This is a genomic window from Caulobacter sp. AVps18, assembly GCF_058681425.1.
Genome location: NZ_CM178737.1, coordinates 2874141 through 2889499, shown reverse-complemented (window position 1 = coordinate 2889499; position 15359 = coordinate 2874141). Strand labels below are relative to the sequence as shown.

Sequence of the window (15359 nt, the reverse complement as noted above, 5' to 3'; positions counted from 1 at the left end):
GGCCTAGTCGTGCAACCAGCCCAGGCGACCCGGGGTGATGTTCTTGCCCTTGAAGAGTGCGCAGACGCCCTCGCCTTCCACGAACTCGCCAATGTCCCGCACGGGAACACCGCTGGCCATGGCTGCGGCCTGAAAAGCGGCAACGTCAGTGGGATCGACGGCGCAGACGATCTCATAGTCGTCGCCGCCTGACGCCAGCGACATGCGCGCCTCGCCGGCCTCAGGCTGTGCGCCCAGCCAGTTGCGCGCGCCCGGCGACAGCGGCAATCGATCCAGATCGACATTAACCCGCAGGCCGCTGGCCTTGGCGACATGGCCGGCATCGGCCAGCAGGCCATCGGAAACGTCGGCGGCGGCCCGGGCATAGGCCCGCAGCGCGTCGCGAATGCTGAGCCGCGGGGGCGGCATACGATAGCGTCGCGCCAGGCCGCCGTCAGGATCCTCGACCTCGCCCCAGTGCGCCAGCAGCCCAAGCCAGCCGTCGCCGATCGTGCCGCTGACCATCAGGCGGTCACCGGCCCGCGCGCCGCGCCGCAAAACCGCGTCGCCGCTGGGTGCCCAGCCCAGAAAGGTGGCCGACACCACCAAAGCACCCGAGGTGGAGACGGTGTCACCCCCCAGAAGGCTGATGTCATAGAGCGCGCCATCTTCAGCCAGGCCACGCGCGAACAGTTCGCGATCCTCGACCGTCGTGCCAGACGGCCAACCCACGGCCAGAAAATAGCCGTAGGGCTCTGCCGCCTTGGCCGCGAGGTCAGAAAGATTGGTGCGCAGCAGCCGCTTGGCCACTACGTCCAGATCCTCACCCGCCAGGAAATGCACACCGGCGACCATGGCATCCTTGGTGATGACCAGATCGTAGCCAGGGCGAGAAGGCAGGACCGCCGCGTCGTCCAGCAGGTCCAGGGCCACGGGATCGCCCCGGGTCAGGGGGCGAAGCAGCCGTGCGATATGGTCGAACTCATTGGCAGGCGGCGCCGCCGTTTCCGACGGGCCGTCATCGGCGAACCAGTCGTCGTCGCCGTCAGGTTCGTGCATCGCGGGCGATCGCGTCGAGGGCGCCATTGATGAATCCGGCCTCCGGTCCTTCGAAGAACGACTTGGCGATCTCGACATACTCGTCGATGACGACCTCGGTGGGAACGTCGCGGCGATGGATCAGCTCAAAGGCGCCGGCTCGCAGAACCGCCCGCGCGGTCGCGTCCAGGCGCTCCAGGCGCCAGCCCGAGGCCAGGCGCTTGACGATGGCCTGATCGATCTCCGACTGATGCCCCACGACGCCCTTGGCCAGTTCGGCGAAAAACGTCTCGTCGGCGGCGGCCATCTGCTCGCCATCCACGTCACGGTCGAAACGGTGCTCGGAAAACTCACGGACGACCGCATCGACGCCCACGCCCGAAACTTCCATCTGGTACAGCGCCTGCACGGCCGCCAGACGGGCCACGGAACGCGGCTGGATTCGGTTGTTCTTGCTCATCGGGTCTGACCCAGCAGCTGGCGCTTCAGGGCGACGGTTTCGAGGCAGGCCTTGGCCGCAGCACCGCCCCGGTCGCCCTCACTGACGCGCGCCCGGGTCCAGGCCTGGTGTTCCTCGTCGACGGTCAGCACACCAAAGCCGATGGCCAGGCGCTTGCCGATGCAGAGGTCCTGCAGACCGCGCGCGGTTTCATTGGCGACGATCTCGAAATGATAGGTCTCGCCGCGGATCACGCAGCCCAGGGCCACAAAGCCGTCATAGCGAATCCCCACAGGCCGATGCCCCGCCTCTTCGGCCAGCGCCACGGCGCCAGGAATCTGCAGGGCGCTGGAGACTGTGATCACGTCGTAGTCCGCCCCATAGGCCTCAATCGCCTGGGCGGCACCGCGCAGCAGCTCGTCGGAGATGCCCGAATAGCTTCGGCCCTCCACGATCAGCAGGCGGATCTTGTCTTCAACCATCAAGCTCGAACTCCCGGGCCGACGCCGGCCGCAAGGCGACAGACTCAGGACCCATCAAAACAGAATGCGCCTAAGCCTCGTCTTCGGCGACGTCGCTCAGACCTTCTTCACCCAAAAACTTTGCGAAATCGCTAGTTTCCTTGAAATCACGATAAACCGAGGCGTAGCGGACATAGGCCACGTCATCGAGCGCCTTCAGCGCCTTCATGACCATTTCCCCGACTGTCGACGACGGAAGCTCGGTTTCGCCCATGCTTTCCAGCTGACGAACGATGCCATTGATCATCCGCTCAATCCGCTCGGCGTCCACCGGACGCTTCTGCATGGCCAGCGAGATCGACCGCACCAGCTTCTCGCGGTCGAACGGCGAACGCCGCCCGGACCGCTTGAGAATCGTCAGTTCGCGCAGTTGAACGCGCTCGAACGTGGTGAAGCGGCCGCCGCATTCGGGACAGGCGCGCCGGCGCCGGATGGCCGCACCGTCTTCTGACGGGCGGCTGTCCTTGACCTGGCTCTCGGCGTGGCCACAGAACGGGCAGCGCATGATCTAGCCCCCTCCGGCTTCATCCAGCCTATTAGTTGTAGATCGGGAAGCGCGCCGTCAAGGCCAGGACTTCCTCGCGCACCTTGGCCTCGACCTCGGAATTGCCATCAGCGCCATGGGCGGACAGGCCGTTTATGACCTCGCCGATCAGTTCGCCGACGCGGGTGAACTCCGCCTCGCCGAAGCCGCGCGTCGTGCCAGCCGGCGTGCCCAGGCGGATGCCAGAGGTGATCGTGAACGGCGCGGTGTCAAACGGCACGCCGTTCTTGTTGCAGGTCATGTTGGCGCGCTCGAGGCTGTGTTCCGCGTCACGGCCCGTCACGCCCTTGGGCCGCAGGTCGACCAGCATGAGGTGGCTGTCAGTGCCGCCCGACACGATATTGACCCCCGACTTGCCCAGGGCGTCGGCCAGGGCGCGCGCATTGGCGATCACCTGACGGGCATAGTCCTTGAACGAAGGCTGCAGCGCCTCGCCGAAGGCGACAGCCTTGGCGGCGATCACATGCTCCAGCGGCCCGCCTTGCAGGCCCGGGAACACCGCCGAATTGACCTTCTTGATGATCGCCTCGTCGTTGGTCAGCACCAGGCCGCCACGCGGCCCACGCAGGGTCTTGTGGGTGGTGGTGGTGACGACATGGGCGTGCGGGATGGGGCTGGGGAAGGCGCCGCCGGCCACCAGGCCCGCAAAGTGGGCCATGTCGACCATCAGATAGGCCCCGACGCTGTCGGCGATCTGGCGGAAGCGGGCGAAATCGATCTCGCGGCTATAGGCGCTGCCGCCGGCGATGATCAGCTTGGGCTTTTCGCGCTGGGCCACCTCGGCGACGTTGTCATAGTCGATCAGCTGGTCCTGCTGGCGCACGGTGTAGGTCACCGGCTTGAACCACTTGCCCGACTGGTTGGCGGGGCTGCCGTGCGTCAAATGGCCGCCGGCCGCAAGGTCCATGCCCAGGAAGCTGTCGCCCGGCTGCAGCAGCGCCATGAACACTGCCTGGTTGGCCTGAGAGCCCGAGTGTGGCTGAACGTTGGCGAAGCCGGCGCCGAACAGGGCCTTGGCCCGCTCGATGGCGATGGTCTCGATCTCGTCAACGAACTCGCAGCCGCCATAGTAGCGCTTGCCGGGATAACCCTCGGCGTACTTGTTGGTCAGGATCGAGCCCTGCGCTTCAAGCACCGCCCGGGAGACGATGTTCTCAGACGCGATCAGTTCGATCTGGTTCTGTTGGCGACCCAACTCCAGGCCGATCCGATCAAAGATGTCGCGGTCGGCCGTGGCCAGATCCGCGCCGAAAAAGGCGGTCAGGGTGGAAACGGATGCGGTCATGGACGCTCTCCAAGCGCTGCGGGGAGTCAGTGGCGCCCTCTTTAACCCCCTGCGCGCTGCGATCAATCACGGAACCTCATAGAGGCTTGCGCGTTTGACGCTGTCAGGGCGGTGGCGCCGCCCCGGGTTGAATAAATGCGACAAGGGAAAAGGCAGGCGCTCATGGTGATGCAGAACGGCGATATGGACTCCAGGGCCGGTCGCTCCCCCGACTTTCTGGCGCTGAGCGCCGACATCGTCGCGGCCTACGTTGCTCAGAACACCGTATCCAGGACGGTGATCCCGGATCTCATCCGAACGGTTCACCAGGCCCTTTCAACCCTCGGCTCGATCGAGGCCGTACGCGCGCCGGAAAAGGCCAAGCCCGCCGTACCGGTCTCCCGCTCGCTGCACCATGACTACATCATCTGCCTCGAAGACGGAAAACGTCTGAAGATGCTCAAGCGCTACCTGCGCTCGCACTATGACATGAGCCCCGAGGACTATCGCCGCAAGTGGGGCCTGCCGGCCGACTATCCGATGGTGGCACCGGCCTATGCGGCCCGCCGCTCGGATTTCGCCAAGCAGATCGGACTTGGCAAAGGCGTCAGGCGCGGGCGTTAGGACGCTGTTTCCGGCCAGGTGCCAAGCGCGCCAGGCCGGGACCGCCTTCCCAGAAGATCAGGCCGCGTGGCCACCCATGCGGGCCACATTGCAGTGGGCCCACAGCTTTTCCATCGCCCCGACCAGCTTGCGCATCATGTCGTCCGTGTGGAACGGCGTGGGCGTAAAGCGCAGCCGCTCGGTGCCGCGCGGCACGGTGGGGTAGTTGATGGGCTGCACATAGATGCCATGATCGGCCAGCAACATGTCGCTGATCAGCTTGGTGTGCATGGGGTCGCCCACCAGCACCGGAACAATGTGGCTGTCGTTTTCCATCACCGGCAGGCCTGCGGCCTTGAACATGGCCTTCAGGGTCTGGGCGCGCTCCTGATGGGCCTCGCGCACCTCGGGGTGCTGCTTGAGCCACTTGACGCTGGCCAGCGCCCCGGCGGTCAGTGCGGGCGGAAGTGATGTCGTGAAGATAAAGCCCGACGCCATCAGGCGGATCGCATCGATCACCTCATGGTCGCCGGTGATATAACCGCCCATCACGCCGAAGGCCTTGCCCAGCGTCCCCTCGATGATGTCGATCTGGTCCATCACGCCGTCGCGCTCGGCGACACCGCCGCCACGCTGGCCGTACATGCCTACCGCATGGACCTCGTCCAGATAGGTCATGGCGCCGTATTTCTTGGCCAGGGCCGCCGTCGCGCCGACATCGGCGATGTCGCCGTCCATCGAATAGACGCTCTCGAACGCTACCAGCTTGGGAGCATCGGCGGGCGCAGCAGCCAGCAGCTCTTCGAGGTGCGCCAGATCATTGTGCCGGAAGATGTGCCGCTTCCCACCGCCGTTGCGGATTCCCGCGATCATCGAGGCGTGGTTCTGCTCGTCTGAAAAGATGATCAGGCCGGGCAGGATCTTGTAGAGCACGCTCAGGCTGGCCTCGTTGGAGACATAGCCAGAGGTGAACAGAAGCGCCGCGTCCTTGCCGTGCAGATCGGCCAGTTCGACCTCCAGCTCGACGTGATGATGATTGGTGCCCGAGATGTTGCGTGTGCCGCCCGAGCCAGAGCCATGCTGGTCGATCGCCGTATGCATGGAGTCCAGCACGATCGGGTTCTGGCCCTGGCCCAGATAGTCGTTCGAACACCAGACCACCACGTCGCGCTCGGCACCGTCGGCATTGGTCCAGGTGGCGCGCGGGAAGGCACCGCGATGGCGCTTCAGGTCGGCGAAAACCCGGTAACGCCCCTCATCACGGATCTGGCCGATGGCGGCGCTGAATGCGGCTTTGTAGTCCATCATGTTCTTGCTCGACCATCAGACGGCCACGCCGCCGGACAATCGGTCCCTTCTCGATCCCCCGCGTTTCGCATGCGCGGGACGTAGCTGTCCACATAGGGACCATTACTTAGACATTAGGAATAGGCCTTTCGTCACAGCGAAACAGCCCTCCCCTGCGTCAACAGTGGTCAGGTCCCCGTCACGACTGCCCTGCGTGACAGGGACCTGAAAGCCTCATCGCGCGCTGGCAGGCTTGCGGAACTTGTAGACGAACTGGTCGGTCTTGCCGCGGATCGACGGATCAAAGACGCTGACCTCGCGCTTGTCGGCAGGATCGCGCAGCACCTTGCTCTCGCCTTCGAAGATGAAACCGGCGGCCGTGATCTCTGATTTCACCACCGCCGAGTCGATACGATGGAAGCCTTCGGTGTCGCGCAGGCCGCTGCCCGGTTGGGCCGAGTGGTCGATGACCAGATAGACACCACCGGGCTTGAGCGCCCGAAAGATCGCTTTGTTCACCGCCGAGAGGTCGGCGGGTCCCATGAACTTGTTGTGCATGTCGTGATAGTTCTGGGCGGTGAACACCAGATCCAGCTTCTCGGGCGCCGAGAAGTTCGGGAGGGTGTTGAGGATCACGGTCACGTTCTTGAACGCCGGGTCGCGAGCGATGGCGTTCACCGCGGGCTCGCGCTTGGCCAGCTTGGTCAGTTCATCCGGCACATAGGCAAAGACGCGCCCCTTGGGCCCCACCGCCTTCGAGAAGATCCGCGTGAAGTAACCGCCGCCGGGAATCAGATCGGCGACCTTTGCACCCGCCTTGACGCCCGCGAAAGTCAGCACCTCGGCCGGAAGGCGGTCGGCGTCGCGCGCCATGTCGGCGGCCGGGCGGGCCGGGTCGCTGATGGCTGCGGCGATATTGGCCGGAATAGCGACGGCGGAAGAGCCCGAGGGCGGCGGTGGCGGAGGCGGCGGACCCATGGGCGTCGTGGCGCACGCGGCAAGACCGAGCACGGCGACGAGACTGAGAAGCGGATTACGCATGGCATTCCTTCCGGACCGGACGTGTTCTTGATTACGCATAGGTTAGCGCAGGCAATCGGCTACGTCAGCGGCGTCCATTCCTCATCAACCGGCAGGGGCGCGAAAATCTGGTCCAGCAAGGCGTCGGTGACGCCTTCCAGCGTCGATGGCGACCATTGCGGGGTGTTGTCCTTGTCGACGATCACAGCCCGAACGCCCTCAATGAAATCGGGACGCCGAACGACGCGCGATCCGATCCGGTACTCCATCGCCATGTGTTCGGCGAAGTCCTCGGCGGCCTCGCCCAGTTCCAGCTGGCGGAAGGCTACCTTCAGGGTCTGGGGCGACTTGGTCTTCAGCACCGCCAACTGGGCCTTGCCCCAGTCGCTGCTGTCCATCTCCAGAAACTCGAAGATCTCTTCGACGCTGCCCCCGACAAACAGCCGGTTGAGGTCCTGTTCGATACTGGCCAGAGGCGCCTTGCCGGCGTCGGCGCGATACATTTTCAGGGTTTCGTCGATGCGACGATGGTCGGCGATGATCGCCTTCTTCAGCCCCTCGATGGCACCGAACTCCACGAAGTGCGTGGCGATGCCCAGCCGCAGGCAGTCGGCCGCCTTGATCCGCGCTCCGGTCAGGGCCAGCCACAGCCCCGCCTTGCCTGGAAGGCGCGGCAGGTACCAGCCGCCGCCCACATCGGGAAACAGGCCGATGCCGGTCTCGGGCATGGCGAAGGTCGTGCGGTCGGTGGCGATACGATAATGGGCCGGCATCGAGATCCCGACACCGCCGCCCATCACCACCCCGTCCATGATCGCCACAACCGGACGGTCGTAGGTGAAGAGAAGGTGGTTAAGCCGATACTCGGTATGGAAAAACTGGCGCGCGGCCAGGCCGTCGCCTGCCCCGCTCTGCGCCAGCATCCGGATATCGCCGCCGGCGCAGAAGCCGCGCTCGCCGGTATGGTCGATCATGACCATGTCGATCTCGGGATCGGCCTGCCATTCCAGCAGGGTGTCGATCATGGTCTCGCACATGCCCAGGGTCAGGGCGTGCAGCGCCTTGGGCCTGTTGAGGGTGATGCGGCCAACGTTTTTGTGAACGCGGACAATGATTTCGGCCGTATCGTTCAGCATGCGGGTTCCTCAACGGGTTCGCAGTCCAGGCGGTCGATCTGGCCACCGCTCAATCGGTACACCGCGTCTTGCGGCACGTCCTGGGCCAGGGTCTCTTCGCGCGAAAGTCCGGCATAGGTACCGCGCAGCAGCCGTCCGGCAATGCCGTGGCTGACCACGATCAGCCGCCGCTCGGGCTCGGCAACCTGCTCGGCCAGCCAACCGGTGACACGCGCCATGACCTGCTCGTAGGTCTCGCCGCCTGGCGCGGTGAAGAACCATTCGGGACTCTTGAAGGCCTCGGGATTTTCGAGGTGCACGTCAGCGTAGAGACGCCCTTCCCACGCCCCGACTGTCAGCTCCATCAGCCGCTCATCGAACGCCAGATCAAGGCCGAGCCGGTCGGCGATGGCCCGGGCCGTATCACGCGCCCGGCGCAGCGGGCTGGCAACGATCCGCCAGTCGGCCGAAGGCTCCCGCGCGATCAGATCATGCAGCAGGTCGGCCATAGCCGCGGCCTGCAAACGGCCCAAAGGCGTCAGGTCGGCCTCGGCCTGGCCTTGCAGGCGGCGTTCGCGGTTCCACTCGGTCTGGCCGTGGCGGCAGAGATAGATCACGTCGGGTCCTGGGTTCGGCGAAGGCTGAGCGTGGCTCTACTGCCGAAACATCTCGCGCGCTATGATCACCCGCATGATCTCGTTGGTGCCTTCCAGGATCTGGTGCACCCGCAGGTCGCGGACGATGCGCTCCAGCGGATAGTCCTGCAGGTAGCCGTAGCCACCGTGCAGTTGCAGCGCGTCATTGGCCACCTGGAAGCCAGCGTCGGTCGCGAACCGCTTGGCCATGGCGCACAGCTTGGTCGCCTCCGGATGGCGGTTATCGAGCGCATGGGCGGCGTTGCGCACCATCAGGCGGGCGGCCTCCAGTTCGGTGGCCATGTCGGCCAGCTTGAACTGTAGGGCCTGGAACTCTTTTAACTGCCGCCCGAACTGGCTGCGGCTTTCCATATAGGCCTTGGCGGTATCCAGGGCGAATTGGGCTCCGCCCAGCGAGCACGACGCGATGTTCAGCCGCCCGCCGTCCAGGCCCATCATGGCGAAGCGGAAGCCCTCGCCCTCCTCGCCGATGCGGTTGGCCACCGGCACGCGGCAGTCGTCAAAGTTCACCTGGGCGGTCGGCTGGGCGTTCCAGCCCATCTTGCGCTCATTGGCGCCGAAGCTGAGGCCCGGCGTTCCCTTCTCGACCACGAAGGCCGAGACGCCCTTGGCCCCGTCGCCGCCGGTGCGGGCCATCACCACGTAGACGTCTGACACGCCGCCGCCCGAGATAAAGGCCTTGCCGCCATTGAGCACATAATGGTCGCCGTCCAGCCGAGCCGAGGTGCGCATATTGGCCGCGTCCGAGCCCGAGCCCGGCTCGGTCAGGCAATAGCTGGCGATCAGCTCCATGGTTGTCAGGCGCGGCAGGTAGCGCTGGCGCAGATCCTCCGATCCGAACCGGTCGATCATCCACGACGCCATGTTGTGAATGGTCAGATAGGCCGCCGTGGGCACGTCGCCATAGCTGAGCGCCTCGAAGATGATCGAGGCGTCGAGACGCGACAGGCCCGTGCCGCCCACGTCCTCCTGAACATAGATCCCCGCAAACCCCAGCTGCGCGGCCTCGCGCAACACGTCTACCGGGAAATGTTTCTGCTCATCCCAACGGGCGGAATGTGGGGCAAGCTGTCCCAAGGCAAAGGCGCGCGCAGCATCCTGAATGGCCAACTGGTCGTCGCTGAGCGAGAAATCCATGCGCGATATCCTCCCGTGCGAGGCAGAACCGACCTCGTCTTCTTGGCCGCTGACCTGCCGCGCGGCGGGCCTTGTGTCAATGCGCGGCTCTTGAGCTTAAGGCCTGACCCGGCGATTGTCAGAAACAGCTTGATCCGGATCAAGCACAGCGTCAGCCTCAAGTTTACAATGATTAGTTAGGCGCCCGAAAGAGGCGTCATCGGGAGAGGAACGCGGCGCGGCCCCAGGCCCGTCGCCAGCAGGAGACGCGCCCATGGCGGAGACATCCACGCTTGCGAGGGGGTCGACGACGGCCAGGACCGAGCATTTCGACGTCATCATCGTCGGGGCCGGCATATCCGGCGTCGGCGGGGCCTACCATCTCAACACGCAGAGGCCCGGAACGCGGTTCGTGGTGCTGGACGCCCTGGGCGACTACGGCGGCACCTGGCGTAGCCACACCTATCCCGGCATCCGCTCCGACAGCGACCTCTATACCTTCGGTTACAGGTTCAAGCCGTGGGTGGGCCCGCCCATCGCCAGCGCCGCAGAGATCCTCAGCTATATGGGCGAGGTGATCGAGGAGAACGATCTGGGCCGCCACATCCGCTACGGCCACAAGATCACCGAGGCGCGCTGGTCCAGCGCCGACAAGCTCTGGACGCTGACGGTGACGCGGGGCGACGGCGCGACCCAGACCTTCACAACGAACTTCCTGTGGATGTGCCAAGGCTACTACCGGCAGATGCACGGCTATACCCCCGAATGGCTCGGCATGGGCGATTTCGCGGGCCAGATCATCCACCCGCAGGAATGGCCAGAAGGCCTGGACTACAAGGGCAAGAAGGTCGTCGTCATCGGCTCGGGTGCCACAGCGGCCACCCTGGTTCCCGCCATCGCCGCCGATTGCGCCCACGTCACCCTGCTGCAGCGTTCGCCCACCTATTTCGTGCCGGGCCGCAACGAGAACGATCTGGCCAATACCCTGCGCGAACTCCAGATCGACGAGACCTGGATCCACGAGATCGTCCGCCGCAAGGCCCTGTTCGACCAGGAGATGTTCACCCACCGCGCCGTGGCCGAACCCGATGTGGTCAAGGCCGAGCTTCTGGAGGGGGTGAAGGCCTTCCTGGGCGAAGACTTCGACATCGAAAAGCACTTCACGCCGCGCTATCGACCCTGGCGCCAGAGGATCGCTTTCGTGCCCGACGGCGACCTGTTCCAGGGCATCGCCTCGGGCCAGGCTTCGGTGGTCACCGACGAGATCGAGCGCTTCACGCCGACCGGCCTGCTGCTGAAGTCGGGCGAGACGCTGGAGGCCGACATCATCGTTACGGCTACGGGCTTTCACCTGAACGTCCTGGGCGACATCGCCTTCGAGATCGACGGCAAGCCGCTGAACTTCTCCGACAGCATCACCTATCGCGGCATGATGTTTACAAGCGTGCCCAACATGATCTGGGTCTTCGGCTATTTCCGGGCCAGTTGGACGCTGCGGGCCGACCTGATCGGCGACTTCGTCTGTCGCCTGCTGGCCCACATGGACGACAAGGGCGTCAGGCAGGTCGAAGTGGCTCTGCGCCCACAAGACCAGGACATGCCGCTGGGTCCGTGGATCGATCCGGAAAACTTCAATCCCGGCTACCTGATGCGCGGACTGCACCTGTTGCCCAAGGCCGGCGACAAGCCCGAATGGCGCCACACCCAGGACTATTGGGCGGAAAAGGACGCCCTTCCGGCCATCGACCTGGACGACGCCGCCTTCGTCTATTCATGACGCCCGAGCCTGATCGGCGTCTGCTTTGGCGTCGATCAGGCGATGACCTGAAATCCCCTGTTACACGACGTGAATCGGCGAAAACGTCATAGGGTCTTGATAAGCTTGGTCCTTCGCCTCAAGTCTGCCGCTCTGAGAAGGGCGTCATCCAAACACCATGCGTTTCGTTCAATCTGTTCTTGTCGCCCTGGCCGCGATCCTGGCCTTGGGATCGGCATCGGCGCATGCCGCCGACCCCAACGACATAGCGCGCACCTATGGCGTCTGGCGCAATCCGCGTGACACCGTTCATCTCGAGATCAAGAACTGCGGCGGCGAAACCTGCGGCGTCGTTGTCTGGGCCAGCGCCCGGGCCCAGGCTGACGCCCGCAAGAGCGGGTCCGACGACCTGATCGGCCAGCAATTGCTGCGCGAGTTTGAATCCCAGAAGAACGGAGCCCTGCGCGGCAAGGTTTATGTCCCGACACTGAGAATGACCTTCCAGGGCTCGGCTGAGCTCCTCAATGGCAAGACCCTGCGCGCCAAGGGCTGCGTGATCGGCAACCTGCTGTGCAAGTCACAGGTCTGGACGCGGATCGACGGCCCCTATTCGGTCGCCAACCGGGCTCCTTAAGCAGCATAGCGTCTTGCCTCGCGCGGCCGCCCGCGCGAAACCTGCGCCATGACAACGCCTCCGCTCGCGCCCTATCCCGCCACCCGCCTGCGCCGTCTGCGCCAGGCTGACTGGACCCGCCGCCTCATCCGCGAGACCGAGGTGCGCCCCTCCGACCTGATCTGGTCAATGATCGTACATGAGGGCGAGGGCGTGATCCCCGTGGCGTCCATGCCGGGCGTCGAGCGACTGAGCGTCAAGGAAGCCGCCAAGGCCGCCGTGCGCGCCCGCGACCTGGGCATTCCGGCCATCGCCATCTTCCCGCACATCGACGGTTCGCGAAAGGACGCCGCCGGCTCCATCGCCGCTGATCCCAACGGCGTCATCCCCCGCGCCGTGAAAGCCATGAAGGACGCCGCCCCCGAGGTCGGCATCATGTGCGACGTGGCCTTGGACCCCTTCACCGACCACGGCCACGACGGTGTCGTCGAAAGCGGCAGGATCCTCAACGACCCGACCATCGAGCGCCTGATCGAACAGGGCTTGATGCAGGCGGAAGCCGGAGCAGACATTCTGGCGCCGTCCGACATGATGGACGGCCGCATCGGTGCCCTGCGCGCCGCCCTGGAAGACGCAAACTTCCAGGACACACTGATCATGTCCTACGCCGCCAAATACGCCTCGGCCTTCTATGGCCCCTACCGCGACGCCATCGGCTCGGCGAAACTCGCGGGCGGCCAGGGTGACAAGAAGACCTATCAGATGGACCCGGCCAATACGGAAGAGGCCATCCGCGAGGTCGCCCTCGACATCGCCGAGGGGGCCGACATGGTCATGGTCAAGCCGGGCATGCCGTATCTGGATATCCTGCGCCGCCTGGTCGACGAGTTCCGTATGCCCACCTACGCCTTCCAGGTGTCGGGCGAGTACGCGATGATCAAGGCCGCCGGGATGAACGGCTGGATCGACGAGGAACGCGCCATCCTCGAAAGCCTGACCGCCTTCAAGCGCGCCGGCGCGGCTGGGATCATCAGCTATTTCGCACCGTGGGCGGCGGAGAAGCTGGGCTAGTGACCACCAAGGTCATCGACATCGTCACCGCCGTCATTCGCGACGAGGCTGGCCGGATGCTGGTGGTCCGCAAGCGCGGCACGACGATCTTCATGAAGCCCGGCGGCAAGCGCGAGCCGGGCGAGGATGACCTCACCGCCCTCGCCCGCGAGCTCGACGAGGAACTGGGCTGCAAGCTGGTCGAGGCCACGCTGCTGGGTCGGTTCGAGGCGCCGGCCGCCAACGAGCCGGACCATCTCGTTCGCGCCGCGACCTATCTGGCTCAGGTCGATGGCGAGATCAGGGTGCGCGCCGAGATCGAGGAGATGGCCTGGATCGACATCACCGCGCCGGGCGAGATCCGTCTGGCGCCGCTGATGCGCGTGGTGCTGGCGGCCCTCTAGTCTTTTGTTTTAACTCACTTTTCTGACGAAGAACCGGCCTCCACTTCGTCGGAAAATGCTCTAGGTGCCGCGCGCCGCCGCGTCCAGTCTCGCCTGCAGAATGCCCAAGGCGACTTCCCGCGCCCGGCCCGGCGGCTTGCCCAGCAGCTCACCCAGCGGCGCGCCGAACAGGCCGACACCCAGGGCGTAGGTGACACAGCCCAGGATGAAGTCGCCCATTACCTCGGCCGAGACGCCGTCGATCTGGCTGATGCGCGCATCGATCACCTCCTGAACCGCCCCCCGGACGCTGGTCATGCGGGCCGCCTCGCCGGTCAGCGCCAGCCAGGCGGCAAGGCGCGCCGCGCCCTGAGCCTCAAAGGCGTCGAACAGGGCCAGCATGCCTGCACCGGCAAAGGCCGCGCCCTGCCCCTCTGCTACGGTGATGGACAGCACATCGTCGACCAGCTGCCGGATCATCCGCTCCATCAGGGCGGTCTGGACCCCGTCAATCGAACCGAAGTGGTGCAGCACGGTGGCATTGGCCACGCCGGCCGTCTTGGCCACCTCGGCCAGTTTCAGGTCCTGCGGGCCAGAGGCCAGCAGGATCGCTTCGGCGGCGGCCAGGATGTTGTCGCGTGAGGCTTCGGGCGAACGGCGGTGCCGGATGCGACAGGCGGGAGAGTCTATTGACATTTTTGTCGGTAAGACCAATCTGCAACGAGGCTTGCAACGACAAGCCCTATCCCGAGGCAGGATTGAACGCCATGGCCACGCCACGCACCACACCCGAAGACGTCACAGTCATTCCGCGCGATCTGCATTTCGACACCCAGGCCGTCGGCAAGGGGGCCTGGCTGGGCGGCGATGTGGTGGGCACGGCGGTGTTCAACGCCCTGTCCCTCACCTTCCCGGACGGCGAGCGCCTGTTCATGGACGCCGTGCGCCACTATCGGCCCAAGCTGTCTGGCAAGCTGCTGGACGACGCCAAGGCCTTCATCACCCAGGAAGCCATCCACTCGCGCGAGCACGTGGCCATGAACGGCGGGCTGGACCGGAATCGCTATCCGGTAGCGTCGATCGAGGCCCGGGTTCGCGAGCGCACGACCATGGTGCGCGGCAAGGGCCCGATGGCCATGCTGGGCGCCACCATCGCGCTGGAACACTTCACCTCGATGATGGCCGACTCGTTCATGCGCGAGGACGACCTGTTCAAGAACACCGATCCCGACATGAAGCGCCTGTGGCAGTGGCATGCCCTGGAAGAGACCGAGCACAAGGCCGTGGCTTTCGACGTCTTCCAGGAAGTCACCAAGGGCTGGAAGCCGCTCGACCGCTACCGCCTGCGTGTCCGGGTGATGGTGCTGATCAGCATCATGTTCACCCGCAACATCACCCGCTACGCCTCGGACCTGCTGGTCGCCGACGGCATGAAGCCCGGCGTCGCGCGCGCCAAGGTGCTGTGGTTCCTGTTCGGAACGCCCGGCCTCTTCCGCCGCTGCGCCAACGAATACTGGGCCTGGTATCGCCCGAGCTTCCATCCCTGGGATCACGACAACCGCGCGCGGTTGATGGGTTTGCGGGACCAGTTCACGCCAGCCATGGCGGCGGAGTAGCTTAGAGGCGCTCGCCCCGGATGCGCTCGACGAAGAGCGCGGCCGCGGCACCTGCACCATAGGCAAGCAGGTCCTTGGGATCGAAGACACCCCCCAGCACAGTGCGCACCAAGCGATTGTGCTCCAGGCCCAGCGCCGACAGCATGTGGAAATACTGGGCCAGCTCGAGGATCACGGCCAAGGCTAGAGCTGCAGCCGCAGCCCCAAAAGGCCTGGCCGGCGTCAGCCAGCGGACGCCCAGATAGACCAGCACCACCGCCAGCAGGTCGCCGACATAGGGGCGAACCACCGCATCGTCGACGAACAGGGCGATCCCCACCTCGATGGCAAGCACGGCAAGGGCGGCAAGGCCGTAGCCT

At 65.3% G+C, this 15359-nt stretch carries 18 protein-coding genes; 6 read left to right on the top strand and 12 right to left on the bottom strand.

Annotated features, from left to right (window positions below):
* Positions 1-3 precede the first annotated feature (3 nt).
* From thiL to glyA, 5 genes are all read right to left on the bottom strand, one after another.
* Positions 4-1065, bottom strand: a complete 1062-nt coding sequence (thiL, locus tag ACW179_RS13240) for a thiamine-phosphate kinase (RefSeq protein WP_492059957.1) — start codon at positions 1063-1065, stop codon at positions 4-6.
* Positions 1025-1477 (bottom strand): transcription antitermination factor NusB, encoded by a 453-nt coding sequence (nusB, locus tag ACW179_RS13235; RefSeq protein ID WP_492059956.1) that lies wholly within the window; start codon positions 1475-1477, stop codon positions 1025-1027. Before nusB ends, thiL begins: the two co-directional genes overlap by 41 nt.
* The gene (gene ribH, locus ACW179_RS13230) at positions 1474-1938 is read right to left on the bottom strand and encodes a 6,7-dimethyl-8-ribityllumazine synthase (protein ID WP_492059955.1); all 465 of its coding nucleotides are present in this window, start codon (positions 1936-1938) and stop codon (positions 1474-1476) included. The genes nusB and ribH overlap by 4 nt, the downstream gene beginning before the upstream one ends.
* Before the next feature lie 70 nt (positions 1939-2008).
* Entirely contained in the window at positions 2009-2482 is a 474-nt protein-coding gene (gene nrdR / locus ACW179_RS13225) for a transcriptional regulator NrdR (protein WP_492059954.1), read from the bottom strand.
* Positions 2483-2513: 31 nt separating this feature from the next.
* Positions 2514-3806 carry a serine hydroxymethyltransferase gene (glyA, locus tag ACW179_RS13220; RefSeq protein WP_492059953.1) on the bottom strand — a complete coding sequence of 431 codons (1293 nt, stop codon included), beginning with the start codon at positions 3804-3806 and terminating at the stop codon, positions 2514-2516.
* A gap of 162 nt (positions 3807-3968) precedes the next feature.
* Here glyA and ACW179_RS13215 point away from each other — a divergent pair, with 162 nt between their 5' ends.
* Positions 3969-4409: a Ros/MucR family transcriptional regulator gene (locus ACW179_RS13215; RefSeq protein WP_492059952.1), complete on the top strand. Its 441-nt coding sequence runs from the start codon at positions 3969-3971 to the stop codon at positions 4407-4409.
* Between the two features lie 57 nt (positions 4410-4466).
* Here the strand turns inward: ACW179_RS13215 and hemA are convergent, their stop codons facing one another.
* The 5 genes from hemA to ACW179_RS13190 all read right to left on the bottom strand — a co-directional run bounded on the left by hemA (position 4467) and on the right by ACW179_RS13190 (position 9603).
* Positions 4467-5693 carry a 5-aminolevulinate synthase gene (gene hemA / locus ACW179_RS13210; RefSeq protein ID WP_492064311.1) on the bottom strand — a complete coding sequence of 409 codons (1227 nt, stop codon included), beginning with the start codon at positions 5691-5693 and terminating at the stop codon, positions 4467-4469.
* A 216-nt stretch (positions 5694-5909) separates the two neighbouring features.
* Positions 5910-6716 carry a class I SAM-dependent methyltransferase gene (locus tag ACW179_RS13205; RefSeq protein ID WP_492059951.1) on the bottom strand — a complete coding sequence of 269 codons (807 nt, stop codon included), beginning with the start codon at positions 6714-6716 and terminating at the stop codon, positions 5910-5912.
* A gap of 59 nt (positions 6717-6775) precedes the next feature.
* Positions 6776-7831, bottom strand: coding sequence for an enoyl-CoA hydratase/isomerase family protein (locus tag ACW179_RS13200; RefSeq protein WP_492059950.1), 1056 nt, complete (start codon positions 7829-7831; stop codon positions 6776-6778).
* Positions 7825-8427 (bottom strand): histidine phosphatase family protein, encoded by a 603-nt coding sequence (locus ACW179_RS13195; protein ID WP_492059949.1) that lies wholly within the window; start codon positions 8425-8427, stop codon positions 7825-7827. The genes ACW179_RS13200 and ACW179_RS13195 overlap by 7 nt, the downstream gene beginning before the upstream one ends.
* Positions 8428-8463: 36 nt before the next feature.
* On the bottom strand, positions 8464-9603 hold the full coding sequence (locus ACW179_RS13190; RefSeq protein ID WP_492059948.1) for an isobutyryl-CoA dehydrogenase: 1140 nt from the start codon (positions 9601-9603) through the stop codon (positions 8464-8466).
* Positions 9604-9856: 253 nt separating this feature from the next.
* On the opposite strand from ACW179_RS13190, the gene ACW179_RS13185 reads away from it, so the two are divergent.
* From ACW179_RS13185 to ACW179_RS13170, 4 genes are all read left to right on the top strand, one after another.
* Positions 9857-11359 carry a flavin-containing monooxygenase gene (locus tag ACW179_RS13185; protein ID WP_492059947.1) on the top strand — a complete coding sequence of 501 codons (1503 nt, stop codon included), beginning with the start codon at positions 9857-9859 and terminating at the stop codon, positions 11357-11359.
* Between the two features lie 157 nt (positions 11360-11516).
* Positions 11517-11972 (top strand): DUF2147 domain-containing protein, encoded by a 456-nt coding sequence (locus tag ACW179_RS13180; protein WP_492059946.1) that lies wholly within the window; start codon positions 11517-11519, stop codon positions 11970-11972.
* 48 nt (positions 11973-12020) lie between these two features.
* Positions 12021-13022, top strand: a complete 1002-nt coding sequence (hemB, locus tag ACW179_RS13175; RefSeq protein ID WP_492059945.1) for a porphobilinogen synthase — start codon at positions 12021-12023, stop codon at positions 13020-13022.
* Entirely contained in the window at positions 13022-13405 is a 384-nt protein-coding gene (locus tag ACW179_RS13170; protein ID WP_492059944.1) for an NUDIX hydrolase, read from the top strand. The genes hemB and ACW179_RS13170 overlap by 1 nt, the downstream gene beginning before the upstream one ends.
* 60 nt (positions 13406-13465) lie before the next feature.
* On the opposite strand, the gene ACW179_RS13165 is transcribed toward ACW179_RS13170, so the two are convergent.
* The gene (locus ACW179_RS13165; RefSeq protein ID WP_492059943.1) at positions 13466-14080 is read right to left on the bottom strand and encodes a TetR family transcriptional regulator; all 615 of its coding nucleotides are present in this window, start codon (positions 14078-14080) and stop codon (positions 13466-13468) included.
* Between the two features lie 71 nt (positions 14081-14151).
* On the opposite strand from ACW179_RS13165, the gene ACW179_RS13160 reads away from it, so the two are divergent.
* A complete protein-coding gene (locus ACW179_RS13160; RefSeq protein ID WP_492059942.1) occupies positions 14152-15000 on the top strand; it encodes a metal-dependent hydrolase in 849 nt (282 codons plus the stop codon).
* A 1-nt stretch (position 15001) separates the two neighbouring features.
* On the opposite strand, the gene ACW179_RS13155 is transcribed toward ACW179_RS13160, so the two are convergent.
* Positions 15002-15334, bottom strand: coding sequence for a DUF2809 domain-containing protein (locus tag ACW179_RS13155; protein ID WP_492059941.1), 333 nt, complete (start codon positions 15332-15334; stop codon positions 15002-15004).
* Between the last annotated feature and the right edge of the window lie 25 nt (positions 15335-15359).